The sequence below is a fragment of the Flavobacterium laiguense genome (genome assembly GCF_003097655.1).
Classification (GTDB): domain Bacteria; phylum Bacteroidota; class Bacteroidia; order Flavobacteriales; family Flavobacteriaceae; genus Flavobacterium; species Flavobacterium laiguense.
Genome location: NZ_QCZH01000001.1, coordinates 364,543 through 382,011, shown reverse-complemented (window position 1 = coordinate 382,011; position 17,469 = coordinate 364,543). Strand labels below are relative to the sequence as shown.

Below are 17,469 nucleotides of genomic sequence, written 5' to 3'. Positions count from 1 at the left end.
ATGACAGATAATAGAGAATAAGATAATAGACTTTAAAGAAAAAACAGTTGTCAATTTTTAATATATTTGTATAAATACTTTCTTTTTTGAAATGAAAAAGAAGTTATTCTCAATGTTAAAAACAAAGAAAATGGGAACAATAAAATTAAAAAATATCAGAACGTATTCTTACCACGGTTGCTTAATCGAGGAAGGTAAAATTGGGTCTGACTATAGTGTAGATTTAGAAATAAGAGCCAATTTGAAACAATCTGCCGAATCGGATAATCTGAAGGATACGGTAGATTATGTACATTTAAATCAAATTGTGGTAGAAGAAATGGCTATTCGATCTAATTTATTGGAGCATGTTACCAAAAGAATAATAGTAAGAGCATTGGCAGAGATAGAAGCCATATCAAAAATAAAAGTAGCGGTGTCTAAAATAAATCCTCCTATAGGCGGTGATGTCGAAGCGGTTACCGTAGAAATGGAAGAAGAGCGCTATTTCAAATTATAAGAATTAATAGAAAAATAGAAAAAAGTTAAGATTAAACTTTTAAACTTTAAAATTTTAAACTACTTTTGCCATCCGTTCAACTATGGCGTCGTGGCCGAGCGGCTAGGCTGGGCTCTGCAAAAGCTCCTACTCCGGTTCGAATCCGGACGATGCCTCAAGAAGAGATACAGAAATGTATCTCTTTTTTTTATGCTTAATTTTTTTAAAATATGAATTAAAGTTTAAGTTCGAATCTAGATCTTATTCTATAAAAATTAAAAAAAATAGCTAGTGTGATTGCTTCGTTCCTCGCAAAGACTTAACTGACATCTTTGTTTAAAACGAAACAATCACACTAAAATGGGCTAATTATTAGTATAAAAAAAGAGACTAGTTACAGTCTCTTTTTTATAAATTTTGATACAAAAATATTAATCTATTTTTTCAAAAGCATTTTTTACCATTTGCTTTTCTTCTGGAAACCAACCTTGAAAAATTAGAACCAGTCCAAAAATCATCAAGACAACACTTATACCTCTTTTAATTTTATAGATATTGGTTGGTGTCATTTTGTGTTTTAATTGCTTGGCTAAAGCTATTTTGATGCAATCTATACCTAAATAAGTAACAATAACCGATATGAAAAACGTAAATACTCTCGAAGTTTCCATTTCTAATTTTGGACCCACAGAAATAATTACTGCCAACCAAAAACCAAGAACACCAATATTAATAATGTTTAGAAAAAAACCTTTTAGAAAAAGACCTAAATAATTCTTCTTTATAATCTCGTTATCGATTGTTTTCGTATTGATTTTTTTCTCTTTTTTAGTTCCTAAAAAAGAAACAAAACCATAAGCCATCATGATAAAACCTCCGAAAATAAATAACGAAGAATTGTCATTTAAACTTTGAATAAGCCTGTAACTACCTAAATAGGCAATTACTATAAAAAAAACATCTCCTAAAACAACCCCTAAATCAAAAACTAAAGCGGCTCTAAATCCTTTGATAATACTTGTTTCAAGTAAAATAAAAAAAACAGGACCAATCATAAAACTCAATAAAACTCCCCAAGGAATTCCAGTTAAAATATCGTTTATCATTAAAAAATGACTTTAAAAATTTATAAATTATTTATTACTTTTCAATAATACTCCCACCCATGAGAGTTTCTTGATTAATTTGTTTTGGTTTACCATAAATAACTACAGTTCCACCAGCTTTTACTTTGGCATCAACAAGTGTGCTTGCTTTTACTTCGGCATTTCCACCAGCAGAAACACTCACTGTCGTTTGCGAAGTTTCTAAATCGCTTGCTTTTAAAATACCTCCAGAATTGATAGAAACCGATTGAGTGATGGCTTTACCCGATAAATTAATAATACCGCCAGAATACGCTTTAATTGACGTTTTATCCACATCTAATACAGCTGTAATCCTAGCCCCTTCTTGAGTACCTAAATCCAAAGTGGTTTGTTTGAAAGTGTCCGCACAAGTTACAGTACTGCCTTCATTGGCATCAATACTTTGGATTTTCTTGAAATATAATGTCACTTTTATTACATCACCAGACATGGTTTTAGTCAAAGGCATTCTTATTTTTAAAAGTCCATTTTTATTAACCACTTCAACATCTCTTTGATTGGTTCCCGTGATAACTGCTTTATTTTCATTCGATGCTATCAAAGTAACATTCAGTTTATCAAATACTTTTATATCATCAAAATCCTTGAGATCTATTGTGGTTTGGGCAAAAGTCAATTGTGTCAAGAATACAAAACCTAATAAAATTGTCTTTTTCATTTGAAAAAATTTAATTGTTAATATATTTAATTATTCACTACTCAAAAATTAAGAAGCTAAGATACTAAGTAACTGAGTTTCTAAGATTATATAATTCTCATTTTCAAATCTTAGAAACTTAGTTACTCAGAAGCTTAAAAACTTTAAAAAAAATCTTACTCGTTTCTTTTTACAAAATTAAAATCCAATTGTTTCTTTACCAAATCGGCATTTTTTACTTTTACGTAAATCTCATCGCCCAGTTGCAATAATCGCTCAGAATTGGCACCTACCAAGGCATATTGTTTTTCATCGAAAGTGTAATAATCATCTTTTATATCACGGGTTCTCACCATTCCTTCGCACTTATTTTCAATAATTTCAACATAAATACCCCATTCAGTTACTCCAGAAATAACACCAAGGAATTCCTGATCATTATGGTTTTGCATGTATTTAACCTGCATGTATTTTATAGAATCCCTTTCGGCATTGGTCGCTAATCCTTCCATTGTTGAAGAATGCAAACATTTCGTTTCATACGTATCTTCATCAACCGATTTTCCACCATCCAAATAAAACTGCAACAAACGATGTACCATAACATCCGGGTAACGGCGAATTGGCGAAGTAAAATGAGAATAATAATCAAAAGCTAATCCGTAATGACCAATATTATCCGTAGAATATTTGGCTTTACTCATGGATCGAATGGCTAAAGTATCAATTAAATTTTGCTCTTTTTTTCCATTAACATCTTCCATTAATTTATTCAAGGCTTGAGAGATGGAACCTTGTTTGAAATCAATTTTATAACCGAACTTAGCAATTACAGCTTGCATCGCAAAAAGTTTGTCTTCATTGGGTTCATCGTGAATTCTATAAACGAAAGTTTTCTTTTGTTTTCCAATGAATTCTGCTACTTTTCTATTTGCCAAAAGCATGAATTCTTCAATTAAATGATTGGCATCTTTTGCTACTTTAAAATATACTCCTTCTGGTTCACCATCTTTATCCAAGTTGAATTTTACTTCTACTTTATCAAAAGAAATTGCCCCTTCGTTCATTCTGTTTCTTCTAAAAATCTTGGCTAATTCATCCATTTTTAGCGTTGCAGCCACAATTGCATCTGAAACTACATACGAACTTCCTGTAATGGAAATTTCGGTTGGAATGGTGTTATCCTTTGTTTCAATGATGTATTGCGCTTCTTCATAAGCAAAACGCTGATCAGAGAAGATTACGGTTCTACCAAACCATTGATTCACCACTTGACATTTTTCGGTAATTTCAAATATGGCAGAAAAGGTATATTTTTCTTCTTGAGGTCTTAAAGAGCAAGCGAAATTAGAAAGTACTTCCGGTAACATTGGTACTACCCTATCTACCAAATAAACGGATGTTGCTCTTTGATAGGCTTCATCATCCAGGATAGTTCCTTCTTCTAGATAATGCGAAACATCTGCAATGTGAACACCTATTTCATAGTTTCCATTTTCTAGTTGTTTGAAAGACAATGCATCATCAAAATCTTTAGCATCTTTCGGGTCAATTGTGAAAGTCAACGTATCTCGCATATCACGACGTTTGGCTATTTCACTTTCTTCAATCGAAGTATCTATTTTTTGGGCATAGGTTTCAATTTCAATAGGAAACTCAGCAGGCAAGCCATATTCAGCTAAAATTGCATGAATTTCAGTATCGTGTTCACCTGGTTTTCCAAGTACTTTCACTACTTTTCCAAAAGGACTATCAGCTCTTGAAGGCCAATCTTCGATATGAACCAAAACTACATCTCCTTGCTCGGCCTCCCCTATTTTATCCTTTGGAATAAAAATATCGGTGTACATTTTGGGATTGGCTGTTGAAACAAAAGAGAAATTCTTTTGAATATCAATTACCCCAACAAAGTCGGTTTTGTATCTTTCTATAACTTCAATTACTTCTCCTTCAGCTCTTTTACCACTTCTTTTATTATAAACATACACTTTTACGGTATCTTTATCTAAAGCGTGATTCAAATTATTCGACGGAATAAAAACATCTTCTTCAAATTCTGGACAAACAAAATAAGCCGTTTTACGACCTGTCATATCAATCTTGCCTTCGTAATACTCTTTACTGGCAGCTTTTATTAAATATTTCCCGGGTTCTGATTCGATAATTTTCTTGGAAGCAGCCAGAATTTTTAAATCTTTTATAATTTGATTGCGACTTTGGGTATCGTCTAATTCTAATTTGGCTCCTATTTGCTTATAATTAAAGGCTTTATTGGCACTTTGCGATAATATTTTTATAATTTTATCTGAGAAATCTTTCTCTTTTTTTATCGGCTTTCTTAATCTTTTACTCATATATCTTTTTCTTAAAAGTCTAAAATTACAAAATAGTATCCACTATTCCGTAATATCAGTACAGTTTTAAACTAATAATAACTTTACTACATTTATAAAAAAATGAAAATGAAAGACTTTAAAACGATTGCTGTTTTTAATTATTCTTCCTAAAAAGTATTTAAATTTTGGTTGTCATCCCGATAGCTATCGGGACACTTTTTTATTTTATAGAAAAAAAATTATTTTTTTGATGTGGGTTTCGCATGAAATTGTGGTTCTTAAACATATTTTGGATCAAGAAGGAATTTATTATTTTTTCGAAAATGAAAACATAGTATCCATTGATCCTTTGGCAACATTTGCTTTTGGCTAAATCAAACTAAAAATACACCTAAACGATTTAGAACAAGTTCAAGAAATACTAGACAATTTGAATTCCAAACTTTCAATCGTTTAAAAGAATTCAAAAATCAATTTCATTTTTTTTGTTTTAAAATTTCAAAGTTGTCAACATATATTAAATACAACAAAAAGAAAATTTAAATTTAAATTATTTATTTATGGTTATTATAGCTTGTTAATAGTTGCTATAAATTTCTAAAAAAATGTATTGAAATGAAGTTTTGTCACTTTATCTTGAGTTATCAACATAGTTATTTATACGTAAATATTTAGTTTTTAAGGCTTTTTCAAGTTTAGTTAACAACTGTTAACAATTCAAAAATTATATAAATTGTAAATAAGTGATTTCTGTTTTTTTGTTGAAAAACCAATTTTGAGTATTGATAACTTTTCTAAAAATTCAGTAAACTAAATTAGGATTTCTAAAGTGGGTTTTGGATTACTTATTTTATTCTATTTTCCAAAAAAAACTTCTAATATTCTATCTCAAGTTATGAACATTTTTAGTTAACATAACGTTAACTGAATATCAAGTAGTTAGGTTTTGCTATTAACAATTCAAAAAATTAACATTTAAATTGTAAACTATGCATTGATTTACAGTCTTTTGTAAAACAGTTGTTTTGTTAATAAGTAGCTTATTTTCAGAAATTCAGACAGTTACATTTTAGTTTTAAAAGGTTTCGATTATTCTATTGCTTTAGTTAAAAATTGAAGTGAAAATTAAATAGTAGTATCATATCTAGATTACTTTGGCTAAATTTGCAATTCAAAAACAAAACACACAAAGAAATGAAAATCTCCATAGGAAATGACCACGCAGGCCCAGATTATAAAAAAGCAATTGTTGCTATGCTTGAAGCAAAGGGACATGAGGTAACTAATTACGGAACAGATTCTGTAGACAGTGTTGATTATCCAGATTTTGCGCATCCTGTTGCTACAGATGTTTCTGAAGGAAAAGCTGATTTTGGAATTGTTGTTTGCGGAAGCGGTAACGGAATTGCGATGACAGTAAATAAATACCCAAAAGTTCGCGCCGGTCTTTGTTGGATGAAAGAAATAGCGGTTTTAACTCGTTTGCATAATGATGCAAATATTATAAGTATTCCGGCACGTTTTACTTCTATTCCACAAGCTGTAGAAATTGTTGAAGCTTTTTTGGCTACAGAATTTGAAGGTGGAAGGCACCAAAATAGAGTGGATAAAATAGCTTGTCAATAAGAACATTTTAGCATTTCTATTGACTTAATTTATATGAATTCAGTCAGTGAGTTAGTTGAATTTATAGTAATTCAGTTGGCACATTGACTGGATTACTTTTTTATAGTGTTAACATGTCGAAATAAAATAATCCAAAAACAATTAAAATTTGGAGGACAACAATTCCTGAAAACTTCCATAGATAGCTTGTTTTGGAAGTTTTATGTCTAAAAACCGACATCGCAAGCGATGATCCAATGGTTCCACCCAAGGCGACCCAAGTCAAAAGTGCTTTTTCGGAAATCCTTTTTTTGTTTTTTACAGCCGAATATTTGTCATAACCAATTACAATAAAGGCTATAAAATTAACAAGCAAAAATAAGTATAAAAGTGTTGTCATTGGTATAAAAATAAGAGTCAAAGATAGTAGAAGTTTATTATTTTTCTTATATTCAAAGTCTTTATTTAAGCCTTAAAAATGTATAAATTATGAGCCCAATTAAATTATTTGAACAGAAAAAAGTACGAAGTCATTACGATGCTGAACAAGAAATTTGGTATTTTTCGGTTATCGATGTAATTGAAATTTTGACAGGAAGTACCATACCTAAAAGATATTGGACGGATTTAAAAAAGAAGCTTACTAAAGAAGGAAGTCAGTTGTACGAAGAAATCGTACAACTGAAATTTGAGTCATCTGATGGAAAAAAATATAACACAGATTGTTTGGATTCTCAAAAATTATTACGACTTATCCAATCGATTCCTTCTCCAAAAGCGGAACCTTTCAAACAATGGTTGGCCAAAGTGGGTTATGAACGAATGCAAGAATTGGCAGATCCCGCTCAAAGCTTAGATCGTGCCCGTGAAAATTGGCAAAAATTGGGACGAAGCGAAAAATGGATTCAGCAACGAATGACGGGGCAGGAGACACGCAATAAATTGACTGATTATTGGAAAGACAGCGGAGTTGAAAAACCTGACGAGTTTGCTTTATTGACCAATATCATTCATCAAGAATGGACAGGATTGTCGGTAAAAAAACACAAAGAAGTTAAGGGTTTGGAAACTCAAAATTTAAGAGATCACATGAGTGAGGCCGAATTGATTTTTACTGCATTAGCCGAACTTTCCACCAGACAAATAGCCGAGAGTGATCAAGCCAAAGGACTCATTGAAAATGCAAAAGCGAGCAAAAAAGGAGGAGCCATTGCCAAAAATGCCCGTATTGCGCTGGAAGACAAAACCGGAAAAAGTGTAGTTACTGGGGAGAATTTTTTACCACCAGCAAAAAAAGAATTAAACGAATAGAAATGTATTCCTTTTTCTATTTTTACAGCATAAAAAATTACAACATAAAAAATGACCAACTTACAATTCATTTCAAAATATGTTGCCACAGCAACGATCAACATTCAAAATACCGTTCAATTATTACAGGAAGACTGTACGATTCCGTTTATATCTCGTTATCGAAAAGATAAAACAGGAAATCTCGATGAAGTTTTTATTGAGAATATTGCCAAGTTTCAAAAAGAGTATGAAGTTATTGTAAAACGCAAAGAAGCGATTTTAAAATCGATTATGGAGCAAGGAGCCATGAACGAGGGTTTATTTGCGAAAATTGATAAAAGTTTTGATTTACAGGAATTGGAAGATTTTTATCTGCCCTATAAAAAGAAAAAAAGAACCAAAGCCGATGTGGCTCGTGAAAACGGTTTGGAGCCTTTAGCCAAGATAATTATGGCGCAAAGCAAGGATGATGTTGATTTTCTAGCGACTCAATATCTGAATGAAAATGTGATCAATGAAGAAGCAGCGCTGCAAGGTGCAAGAGATATTATTGCGGAATGGATCAATGAAAACATTTACGTTAGAAAGCAACTGAGAAGATTGTTTGAACGTAAAGCGACTATAACCACAAAGGTCGTTAAATCGAAAAAAGAGGAGGAAGGCGCCCAAAAATTCAATCAGTATTTTGAATGGGCGGAACCGTTGACCAAAGCGCCATCGCATCGATTACTGGCCATTATGCGTGCCGAAAACGAAGGTTTCATCAAGTTCAAAGTTGATGTAGAACTAGATGATGCCTACGATATTATTGACGAATTAATTATAAAAGGAGATAACAATACCACGCCACACATTCAATTGGCGATTGAAGACAGTTACAAACGGTTGTTGAATCCGGCGATTTCGAATGAAGCTTTACAGGAAGCCAAGGCCAAAGCAGATGCGAATTCAATTCAGGTATTTGCGAATAATTTAGGGCAGTTATTACTGGCGCCACCATTAGGAGAAAAACGAATTTTGGCGATAGATCCAGGATTTCGTTCGGGATGTAAAGTGGTTTGTTTGGACGAAAAAGGCGATTTGTTGTATAACGAAACCATTTATCCGCATGCTCCGCAAAAGGAGGAAGCGATGGCCATGAAAAAGATTCGTTCGATGGTCAATGCCTATCAAATTGATGCGATATCGATAGGAAATGGAACGGCTTCTCGTGAAACGGAGTTCTTTATCAAGAAAATTGCTTTTGACAAACCGCTTCAAGTATTCATCGTCTCAGAAGCGGGTGCTTCGGTTTATTCGGCTTCGAAGATTGCGAGAGAGGAGTTTCCTAATTATGATGTTACGGTTCGAGGATCAGTTTCTATTGGGCGTAGATTATCGGATCCTTTGGCTGAATTGGTCAAAATTGATCCCAAAGCGATTGGTGTAGGACAGTACCAACACGATGTGGATCAAAACAAACTCAAAGAGGAACTGGACAATACGGTAATTCGTTGTGTGAACTCGGTGGGAATCAACATCAACACCGCGAGTAAACATTTGTTGAGTTATGTGAGTGGAATAGGAGAGAAGCTGGCCGAAAATATTGTAACCTATCGTTCTGAAAACGGTCCTTTCACAGATAGAAAACAACTGAAGAAAGTTCCTCGTTTGGGAGAAAAAGCCTATCAGCAAGGAGTGGCGTTTATCCGAATTTCGAATGCCAAAAATCCTTTAGACAATTCGGCGGTGCATCCAGAAGCATATTCAATTGTTGAAAAGATGGCCAAAGATTTGAAAGTAACGGTAAATGATTTGATTGCCAACAAAGAAAAAACGGCTTTAATTAAACCAGAAAATTATATTACGCCCGATATTGGAGTTTTAACCTTGAAAGACATTATAAAAGAGTTAGAAAAGCCAGGATTAGACCCAAGAAAAGCAGCAACGGTTTTTGAATTTGACCCGAATGTAAAATCGATAAAAGATGTTAGAACGGGTATGATTTTACCAGGAATTGTGAATAACATTACCAATTTTGGCTGTTTTGTTGATATTGGGGTAAAAGAAAGCGGATTGGTTCATATTTCTCAACTCAAAGCAGGTTTTGTGAGCGATGTCAATGAGGTGGTGAAATTACATCAACACGTTCAGGTAAAAGTCACTGAAGTGGATGAAGATCGAAAACGTATTCAGTTAACAATGGTAATTTAAAACACAAAAAAAAGGCTTTTCGGTATCGAAAAGCCTTTTTTTTATTTTTTTTCTTCTTCTTTTTCTTCTTTCTTATCAGCTGTCTGATCGTCTTTGGCTGCGTTTTTGAACTCTTTAATACCGCTTCCTAAACCTTTCATTAATTCCGGAATTTTTTTACCTCCAAAAAGTAATAAAACAACTGCCAAAATAATAAGGATTTCTGTAACTCCAAATCTTCCCATGATTGAATATTTAATGCCGTAGCAAATTTGTAATGAATCTAATGTGCAAATGTATATAGAATAACTTAATAGGCATTCATTTTGATTCATTTATTTACTTTCGATAGCGTTAAATATTTGATAAAATAGTTTGGGTAGCGATGCAACTACTTAAAATAGGCTAGTGTTGGCAACGCTTTTAATTATTATATTTGTGACTTAAACCCAAAGGATGTCAACGAATCGATTAAAAAGAAAAAAGTTTTTGGATAAATTATTAATCAAAAACCGATTGATAATTTTGAACGAGAATACTTTTGAAGAAATTTTTTCTTTCAAATTAAACATCATGAGTGTTTTTGTTTCCCTTTCATTGGGCGCCATTTTCTTGATTTCGATTACAACGGTTTTGATTGCCTTTACTCCTTTACGAGAATTCATCCCAGGCTATTCATCTTCTCAGCTAAAAAGAGACGCCACAGTTCTAGCATTAAAATCAGATTCCCTATCTTTTGCTTTAAAGAAAAATGAAGCCTATATCAAGTCGATTCAAAAAGTGCTAAATGGCGATTTAGAATACGCTAAATTCAACAAAGACTCAATACTTTCAAGCACTAACGAAGAGCCAGAACCAGTTGATTTATCGCCATCCAAGAAAGAAATGGAATTAAGGGAAAGAGTAGCGCAAGAGGAAAATCCCCTCCCAGCCTCCCCGAAGGGGAGGAGCCGAAACCCTAAAAAATAATCTGGATAGTTTTCGGAATTTAAAAAATAACATTACAATTTTAAAATAAAGTCCAATACAATGTCACTAAAATCGGTTGCAGCAAAACTATTTGCACAAAAAATTTATAAAAAGACACAGGCTTGGGCCAATACTCCTATAGAAACCCAAAAAACTGTTTTCTTGAATTTAATACAAGACGCAAAACAGACTCAATTTGGAAAAGACCATCATTTTGAAGAGATAAAGACTTATGAAGATTTTGCAAAGCTAGTTCCAGTTCGCGATTACGAAGACTTAAAACCCTATGTGGATAGAGTTGTAAAAGGGGAGGAGAATATACTTTGGAAAGGCAAACCACTTTATTTTGCCAAAACTTCGGGAACGACTTCGGGTGCGAAATACATTCCGTTGACCAAAGAATCGATGCCGTATCATATTGAAGCGGCCCGAAATGCGATTTTACTTTATATACACGAAACCAAAAAAGCCGATTTTGTAAATGGTAAAATGATTTTCTTGCAAGGAAGCCCTATTCTGGAAGAAAAAAACGGAATAAAACTAGGTCGTTTGTCTGGAATTGTGGCACATTTTGTTCCTAAATATCTGCAAAAAAACCGACTGCCTTCTTGGGAAACCAATTGCATTGAAGATTGGGAAACCAAAGTGAACGCCATTGTCAATGAAACCATAAATGAGGATATGACCGTGATTTCGGGAATTCCGTCTTGGGTGCAAATGTATTTTGAAAAACTGCAGCAAAGAGCCGGAAAGCCTGTTGGGGAGATTTTCAAGAACTTCAATTTGTTTATTTATGGTGGCGTCAATTATGAACCTTATCGTGCTAAATTCGAAAATTTAATAGGTCGAAAAGTAGATAGTATCGAATTATTTCCCGCTTCTGAAGGTTTTTTTGCCTACCAGGATTCTCAAAAAGAAAAGGGAATGTTATTATTGCTGAATGCTGGAATTTTTTACGAATTTATAAAGAGCGAAGAATTTTATACCGAAAATCCAAAACGACATACCATAGGCGAAGTAGACTTGGGAGTGAACTATGTTTTAATTATTTCGACCAATGCGGGACTTTGGGGGTATAATATTGGAGATACCGTTCAGTTTACCTCTTTGAAACCGTATCGTGTTATTGTTTCGGGACGTATTAAACATTACATTTCGGCTTTTGGGGAACATGTTATTGGGAAAGAAGTCGAATGCGCTTTGCAGGAAGCCATGATAGGAACAACGGTGCGAGTAAATGAATTTACCGTAGCCCCACAAATCACACCTACCGAAGGACTGCCTTATCATGAATGGTTTATCGAATTTGAAAATGAACCAGAGAACAGCGACACTTTTGCGGAAGCGCTAGACAATGCCATGCGCAAACAAAACATGTATTATGATGATTTGATAGTAGGGCATGTTTTGAAAAAACTGGTCATTACCAAAGTGACCAAAAACGGTTTTCAAGACTACATGAGATCTATAGGGAAATTGGGAGGACAAAATAAAATTCCAAGATTATCTAATGATAGGAGTATTGTAGCTGTTTTAAAACAAAAATAAAAACAATACATTTGAGCGTTATAAAGTTATAAAAATATGAAATCGCCACTAAAAAGTTGTTTGCGCAAACAATTGAATAATCATCGAACACTGATGAAAATAAAATATTGTGAGATAAACACCGATAAATAAAAAGGCGACACCATATATGACCGCTGACAAATAAAATTTTACATATATGAAAGAGACTAAAAACATATCCAGATCCAGAGCACAAGAATCATCGGCAGCCATTGAAAAAATGTACATCACGATGCGCCATCTTTTTAATAGAGGATTTTATAAACCCATGGGAATTTCCGGTGATACCTTAAGAGAGGCTTTATTGGCCTTAAGACCTGAAATTTATGGAAATATAGCCGAGGAAAAAGTTGAGTTAAACGGTCTTTTATATGTTATAGAACGGTTACCGACAGGAATCGAGGAGTGTCGTTTTATTAATTTAACCTCGGATGAAGGGTATTCCAAATCGCATTTTAAAGCGATAGTTCCACCAAAAAGACGCCGCAATTGCTATCGAATTGACGAAGAACAAATGAATGTGGAAATCACTCGAGGGCGATCAGACATTTATGATATCCTGACCCATTTGACTTTTATTTTCATCGAATCACATAAAATTAAAAACAGGGTTTTACTGGACGATGCTGGCGAAGTATCCCGTGATTGGGTAAAATTGGAACTGGCAGTATCTCAAAGTAAAAAACTAACTCTGATTGAAAAAGAAAAGGCCATTTCTCATGCTGCCAATATTCTAGGGAGAACCTTCGAGGAAGTTTTGGATATTTACGATTCCTTTGGAACCGAATCAGCACCTGACCGCTTTTTGCACGTGATTTATTGGTTGGGGAAACTAGCAATAGAGGAAGTTGTTGACAATAATAAACGAACCATTACATTCAGTCCTATTCTAAGAGAGCGTTTGGGGCATCATATTCATGGCGAGATTTGGGCAACCAACATCAAGGAAGTTTTGAAAGCGAACGAACTTTTGGATAGACCCATTCACGTGATTAGTGCGAATATGCACTCGGTGATGAATTCTATTTTTGCGACTCCCATTTTGAAAACGAAGTTCAAAGACAAATCCGATTTCTTTATCTACGAAGAGTTGAGCAAGTCGGGTGCGCATGAAGTTCGCAATCTAGTGGAAGCCGTTGCATTGAAACAAGGAATGATTGCCTTACCCGATACGTCCGGAACCAATATCGATGTACAAATTTTTGATACTGCCAAAATAGATTGGACTAAGACTTCTTTTCCAACAGCAAATCTTGTGGAGGAGAAACCCGTTCTTATTGTTATGGATTATGCCTTTGGAGAACAGGCTTATGAAACGATTGATGAGTTATTGAAACCGTATAAGAAGGAAACCTTGCTTCGAGTTGAATCGGTTTCTATTATGGGAAAAGCAGGAATTCTAGAGGGAGGAAAAGGAGACATCATGATTCCGAATGCCCATATCAATGAGGGAACGGCAGATAATTATTTTTTCGAAAATCAATTGACTGCAGCCATGTTTGAAGGCAATGACATAGCCGTTTTTGCAGGACCGATGGTTACGGTTTTGGGAACATCGTTGCAAAATAGAGACTTGTTGAAGTTCTTCCATGAATCGACTTGGGGTATTATTGGTCTGGAGATGGAAGGATCGTATTACCAAAAAGCCATTCAATCGGCCTCTAAAATCAGAAAAAGTGTTCCTCACGATATCAAAGTGCGTTATGCCTATTATGCTTCAGATAATCCATTAGAAACAGGAAGTACGTTGGCTTCGGGTGGGTTGGGAACCACAGGAGTAAAACCTACCTATTTGATTACCATTAAAATATTAGAACAAATTTTCAATATAAAATAAGAAGACGGCATGAGTGCAAAAAGAGAAAGTAATCCAGAGAATCCAGAAATAGATCTGCTGATGGTTTTTAGCAGAATAGGGGATTTCTTCGAATGGATGAATACTTTGTTGTTTAAAATGATTCGCTTTTTTGTGAAAAAGGTCATTGTTGTGGCTGTTTTGGTCGTTCTTGGGGTTGGGGTTGGAAAGTATTTGGATACCACTCAAAATGGGTATGACAATCGAATTATTGTTTCACCCAATTTTAAATCGACGAATTATCTATACTCTAAAATTGATTTTTTAGCTTCTAAAATAGCAGTACAAGATACGTTGTTTTTAAAATCAATTGGGATTCAAAATCCGTTACAAATTGCTTCTATTGCTGTAGAACCTATTGTAAATGTGAATGACCTTATAAATGAAGAGGATAAGGAGTTTCAATTATTGGAATTGATGAATGAAAATGAGGGTTTAAAGACTATTGTTAAGGATACAACTTTAAGGAAATATTATAATTTTCATACTATTAAGATAAATGCTAATGGTATAATAGTACAAAAAAACACAATTGACCCAATATTAAATTTTTTGAATACAAGTTTGTATTATGATGCATTCAAAAAAATCAATTCTCAGAATATCCAAAATAATATAAAAAGTAAAGAAGCGACAATTCTTCAAATTGATGGAATTTTAAATCAATTTTCAGAAGCTAATGGGAACCATTCAAATAATGAAAAACTGGTTTATTATAATGAAAATTTGAATTTGGATGCGATTATTAGAACTAAAGATTCTTTATCAGGTGAAATAGACAAATTAAAAATCGAACAATACAACACCGGAAAAACTATTAAAGAGCAAGGAATGGTTTTGAACATAAAAGGGAATAAGACCATTAAAGGGAGATTCATTTTTATTTTACCATTAGTGTTTGTTGGTCTTTTTATATTCTTTAGCTTTTTTATTTCTTTTTATAAAAAACAATCTCTCAAAGCAAATGCAAACTTGGAATGAGTATGGAGAACGAAATATGTTAAAGAAAATTAGGGATCAATCATTGAAAATCAGAAAAAATTCTTTTTTTCGGCAAAGCTTGATTACTTTGATTTTTAGGGTTTTTGGTATAATAACATTATTTGGATTCACTGTATTTCTAACCAAATCGTATTCTCCAAAAATTGTTGGACAATATGATTTTGTTCGTTCATTTCTTCTGGTAGTCGGAAGTATTTGTTTGTTAGGCTGTGACCAGTCCATATTGTATTTCAAAGGAAGACTAAGCGGTTCAAATTCTTTGGAAGGAATCAGGAAAGTATATACCAAAATGTTAGGACTGCTACTGTTGATGTCCGTTTTATTTCTTTTGATATTTTTGAGTATCGACGAAGAATTTATAAATGATTATTTCTTTGATTCGAGGGTTTACGCTATTCTTTTAAAATCAATAATGGTGTTGTTTTTTTATGGGTTAACGACCTTGAATACAGAAGTTTTTCGCGCATTGGATCATTTTTATGTAGCTGAACTTTTTAGGAATACCATTAAATATATACCACTGATTGTTGGGGCAGTTTTGCTTTATTATTCTGGTTTAGAAACCTATTTAGTTGAGGTCTTTTTGGCAGGTTTTGTTCTTCTTTCGATTGTAACAAGTATTATTGTTTTCTTTTATTTCAGTAAAGCTAAAATTGAAAATGAGGTTGCAGATTTCACTTATAATGATATATTCATGAAATCATATCCTATCGCTATTAGCGGGATGGCTTTGTTTTTATTAATGAGTTTTGATATTCTTTTTTTAAAAAAATATAGAGATGATGCAACTGTTGCTTTTTATTCGGTGGCGGTAAAATTGATGACCATCCTTTCTATGGTAATCATTACGGTGAACATTACGGTTTCTACCAAAATTTCAGAATATTTTTTCACCAAAAGCAAAACCGATTTGGTCAAAACAATCCAGCACGCCTCTCGGTTGATATTTCTATTGACTTTTCCAGCAGTACTTATCATTTGTTTTTTTTCAGAGTTTATTTTGGGTTTTTTCGGAAAAGAGTATGTAGCTGCTAAGGATGCCTTGCTGATTTTAATTGTCGGTCAGGGAATTTGCTCCGCTTTTGGAACGGCTCCCGTTTATTTGAATATGACGGGGAGACAGCATATTTTTCAAATCATTTTGATTGTTGCGGTACTTATTAATTTTATTCTGAATAGAGTGTTAATACCCCAATATGGCATGACTGGAGCCGCAACTGCATTTGTTATCAGTTCTGTTTTTTGGAATAGTATTACTGCTGTTGTAATTTATAGAAAGGATAAAGTAAATGTTTTTTTGAACTAGAATTCAAGAATGAAAGTAATACATATCATAAATAGTTTAGCCTCTGGAGGGGCCGAGAAATTGCTTTTGGACACGATTCCTATTTATAGAGAAAGAGGAATTGACGTTGACTTATTGGTGTTGAACGGCACTCCAAGTCCTTTTATGCAAGCATTAGAAGAAAAAGGTTGTTGTTCGATTTATTCCTTGGGTTTAAATTCAGAATATAATCCGATACAGGTTTTTAAGTTAATTCCTTTTTTGAAAAAATATGACATAGCCCATGTACATTTATTTCCCTCGCAATATTGGGTTGTCTTGGCAAAGTTGTTGTCTTTTTCTAAAATTAAATTGATTTATACCGAGCACAGTACTTCTAGCAGAAGAACTAGAAGTAGGCTCTTTAAATATATAGACCCATTTTTTTATAGACAGTATGATACGATAATTTGTATTTCAGAAAAAGTATGTGATGTTGTTAAAGAGCATACAGGACTACCAAGTTCAAAAATCGAAATCTTACACAATGGGGTATCACTCGAAAAATTCAAGAATAGTGGTACTAAAGACCTACAGGAGTTTTTCCCAAATAGTGATTCGAATATAAAAACACTCATTCAAGTAGCCTCTTTTAAGGAACCCAAAGACCAAATGACGCTAATAAAAGCATTACACTATTTATCAGAAGATGTTAAATTAGTATTGGTAGGAGAGGGGAAATTGCAAGAGGAATGCAAAGTGTTAGCACATACCCTAAACGTAGAAAAACGAGTGCTGTTTTTAGGACTAAGGATGGATGTTTCCCAATTATTGAAGACGGCTGATGTGGTCGTTTTATCTTCAAAATACGAAGGTCTGTCTTTGTCCAGTATTGAAGGAATGGCTTCTGGAAAACCATTCATAGCTTCGGATGTGCCGGGATTGCAGGAAATTGTTGGAGGTGCAGGTGTTTTATTTAAGCAGGGTGATGCTAGGGATTTAGCCAATAAAATCGAACGATTACTGACAGACGAAGTCTATTACCAAGAAATTGTAACATCTTGTTTAAAAAGAGCGGAACAATATGACATTCAGATTATGGTTGACAAACACCTACATTTGTACCAAACAATAGTATAAT

16 protein-coding genes and 1 tRNA gene are annotated in these 17,469 nt (G+C 33.6%); 12 read left to right on the top strand and 5 right to left on the bottom strand.

Translation table 11 applies throughout. From position 1 onward, the window contains the following. Positions 1-130 precede the first annotated feature (130 nt). The gene (gene folB / locus DB891_RS01695; protein ID WP_116760337.1) at positions 131-499 is read left to right on the top strand and encodes a dihydroneopterin aldolase; all 369 of its coding nucleotides are present in this window, start codon (positions 131-133) and stop codon (positions 497-499) included. A gap of 84 nt (positions 500-583) precedes the next feature. Next, a tRNA-Cys gene (locus DB891_RS17495) sits at positions 584-654 on the top strand. Positions 655-909: 255 nt separating this feature from the next. Here DB891_RS17495 and DB891_RS01690 read toward each other — a convergent pair. The 3 genes from DB891_RS01690 to rnr all read right to left on the bottom strand — a co-directional run bounded on the left by DB891_RS01690 (position 910) and on the right by rnr (position 4,617). Next, positions 910-1,584 carry a LysE family translocator gene (locus DB891_RS01690; RefSeq protein ID WP_116759931.1) on the bottom strand — a complete coding sequence of 225 codons (675 nt, stop codon included), beginning with the start codon at positions 1,582-1,584 and terminating at the stop codon, positions 910-912. A 34-nt stretch (positions 1,585-1,618) separates the two neighbouring features. After that, positions 1,619-2,284, bottom strand: coding sequence for a head GIN domain-containing protein (locus DB891_RS01685; RefSeq protein ID WP_116759929.1), 666 nt, complete (start codon positions 2,282-2,284; stop codon positions 1,619-1,621). Between the two features lie 155 nt (positions 2,285-2,439). Next, the gene (rnr, locus tag DB891_RS01680) at positions 2,440-4,617 is read right to left on the bottom strand and encodes a ribonuclease R (RefSeq protein WP_116759927.1); all 2,178 of its coding nucleotides are present in this window, start codon (positions 4,615-4,617) and stop codon (positions 2,440-2,442) included. A 232-nt stretch (positions 4,618-4,849) separates the two neighbouring features. Between rnr and DB891_RS17850 the strand changes: the two genes are divergently transcribed. Continuing rightward, on the top strand, positions 4,850-4,972 hold the full coding sequence (locus DB891_RS17850) for a hypothetical protein (RefSeq protein ID WP_262497817.1): 123 nt from the start codon (positions 4,850-4,852) through the stop codon (positions 4,970-4,972). An 821-nt stretch (positions 4,973-5,793) separates the two neighbouring features. Next, positions 5,794-6,225, top strand: a complete 432-nt coding sequence (gene rpiB / locus DB891_RS01670; protein WP_116759925.1) for a ribose 5-phosphate isomerase B — start codon at positions 5,794-5,796, stop codon at positions 6,223-6,225. 100 nt (positions 6,226-6,325) lie between these two features. Here the strand turns inward: rpiB and DB891_RS01665 are convergent, their stop codons facing one another. After that, entirely contained in the window at positions 6,326-6,604 is a 279-nt protein-coding gene (locus DB891_RS01665; RefSeq protein ID WP_116759923.1) for a DUF1294 domain-containing protein, read from the bottom strand. Between the two features lie 89 nt (positions 6,605-6,693). Here DB891_RS01665 and DB891_RS01660 point away from each other — a divergent pair, with 89 nt between their 5' ends. Further along, entirely contained in the window at positions 6,694-7,515 is an 822-nt protein-coding gene (locus DB891_RS01660) for a BRO family protein (protein WP_116759921.1), read from the top strand. 51 nt (positions 7,516-7,566) lie between these two features. After that, positions 7,567-9,690, top strand: coding sequence for a Tex family protein (locus tag DB891_RS01655; RefSeq protein ID WP_116759919.1), 2,124 nt, complete (start codon positions 7,567-7,569; stop codon positions 9,688-9,690). A 41-nt stretch (positions 9,691-9,731) separates the two neighbouring features. Here DB891_RS01655 and tatA read toward each other — a convergent pair whose 3' ends face one another. Beyond that, a complete protein-coding gene (tatA, locus tag DB891_RS01650; RefSeq protein ID WP_116759917.1) occupies positions 9,732-9,914 on the bottom strand; it encodes a twin-arginine translocase TatA/TatE family subunit in 183 nt (60 codons plus the stop codon). Positions 9,915-10,125: 211 nt separating this feature from the next. Between tatA and DB891_RS01645 the strand changes: the two genes are divergently transcribed. From DB891_RS01645 to DB891_RS01620, 6 genes are all read left to right on the top strand, one after another. Further along, positions 10,126-10,638: a peptidase gene (locus DB891_RS01645; RefSeq protein ID WP_116759915.1), complete on the top strand. Its 513-nt coding sequence runs from the start codon at positions 10,126-10,128 to the stop codon at positions 10,636-10,638. Positions 10,639-10,698: 60 nt separating this feature from the next. Then, the gene (locus tag DB891_RS01640) at positions 10,699-12,186 is read left to right on the top strand and encodes a GH3 auxin-responsive promoter family protein (RefSeq protein WP_116759913.1); all 1,488 of its coding nucleotides are present in this window, start codon (positions 10,699-10,701) and stop codon (positions 12,184-12,186) included. Between the two features lie 178 nt (positions 12,187-12,364). Further along, positions 12,365-14,044, top strand: a complete 1,680-nt coding sequence (locus DB891_RS01635) for a DUF6909 family protein (RefSeq protein WP_116759912.1) — start codon at positions 12,365-12,367, stop codon at positions 14,042-14,044. A 9-nt stretch (positions 14,045-14,053) separates the two neighbouring features. Next, positions 14,054-15,043, top strand: coding sequence for a hypothetical protein (locus DB891_RS01630; protein WP_116759910.1), 990 nt, complete (start codon positions 14,054-14,056; stop codon positions 15,041-15,043). After that, positions 15,027-16,370, top strand: coding sequence for an MATE family efflux transporter (locus DB891_RS01625; protein WP_223256023.1), 1,344 nt, complete (start codon positions 15,027-15,029; stop codon positions 16,368-16,370). Before DB891_RS01630 ends, DB891_RS01625 begins: the two co-directional genes overlap by 17 nt. A 9-nt stretch (positions 16,371-16,379) precedes the next feature. Next, a complete protein-coding gene (locus DB891_RS01620; protein ID WP_116759908.1) occupies positions 16,380-17,468 on the top strand; it encodes a glycosyltransferase in 1,089 nt (362 codons plus the stop codon). Position 17,469: the final 1 nt, after the last annotated feature.

Coding starts and splice junctions, on each gene's coding strand:
- DB891_RS01635 (WP_116759912.1), top strand. CDS start 12,365: ATGAAAGAGACTAAAAACATATCCAGATCCAGAGCACAAGAATCATCG.
- DB891_RS01655 (WP_116759919.1), top strand. CDS start 7,567: ATGACCAACTTACAATTCATTTCAAAATATGTTGCCACAGCAACGATC.
- DB891_RS01630 (WP_116759910.1), top strand. CDS start 14,054: ATGAGTGCAAAAAGAGAAAGTAATCCAGAGAATCCAGAAATAGATCTG.
- DB891_RS01690 (WP_116759931.1), bottom strand. CDS start 1,584: ATGATAAACGATATTTTAACTGGAATTCCTTGGGGAGTTTTATTGAGT.
- DB891_RS01665 (WP_116759923.1), bottom strand. CDS start 6,604: ATGACAACACTTTTATACTTATTTTTGCTTGTTAATTTTATAGCCTTT.
- rnr (WP_116759927.1), bottom strand. CDS start 4,617: ATGAGTAAAAGATTAAGAAAGCCGATAAAAAAAGAGAAAGATTTCTCA.
- rpiB (WP_116759925.1), top strand. CDS start 5,794: ATGAAAATCTCCATAGGAAATGACCACGCAGGCCCAGATTATAAAAAA.
- folB (WP_116760337.1), top strand. CDS start 131: ATGGGAACAATAAAATTAAAAAATATCAGAACGTATTCTTACCACGGT.
- DB891_RS17850 (WP_262497817.1), top strand. CDS start 4,850: ATGTGGGTTTCGCATGAAATTGTGGTTCTTAAACATATTTTGGATCAA.
- DB891_RS01685 (WP_116759929.1), bottom strand. CDS start 2,284: ATGAAAAAGACAATTTTATTAGGTTTTGTATTCTTGACACAATTGACT.
- DB891_RS01645 (WP_116759915.1), top strand. CDS start 10,126: ATGTCAACGAATCGATTAAAAAGAAAAAAGTTTTTGGATAAATTATTA.
- tatA (WP_116759917.1), bottom strand. CDS start 9,914: ATGGGAAGATTTGGAGTTACAGAAATCCTTATTATTTTGGCAGTTGTT.
- DB891_RS01640 (WP_116759913.1), top strand. CDS start 10,699: ATGTCACTAAAATCGGTTGCAGCAAAACTATTTGCACAAAAAATTTAT.
- DB891_RS01660 (WP_116759921.1), top strand. CDS start 6,694: ATGAGCCCAATTAAATTATTTGAACAGAAAAAAGTACGAAGTCATTAC.
- DB891_RS01620 (WP_116759908.1), top strand. CDS start 16,380: ATGAAAGTAATACATATCATAAATAGTTTAGCCTCTGGAGGGGCCGAG.
- DB891_RS01625 (WP_223256023.1), top strand. CDS start 15,027: ATGCAAACTTGGAATGAGTATGGAGAACGAAATATGTTAAAGAAAATT.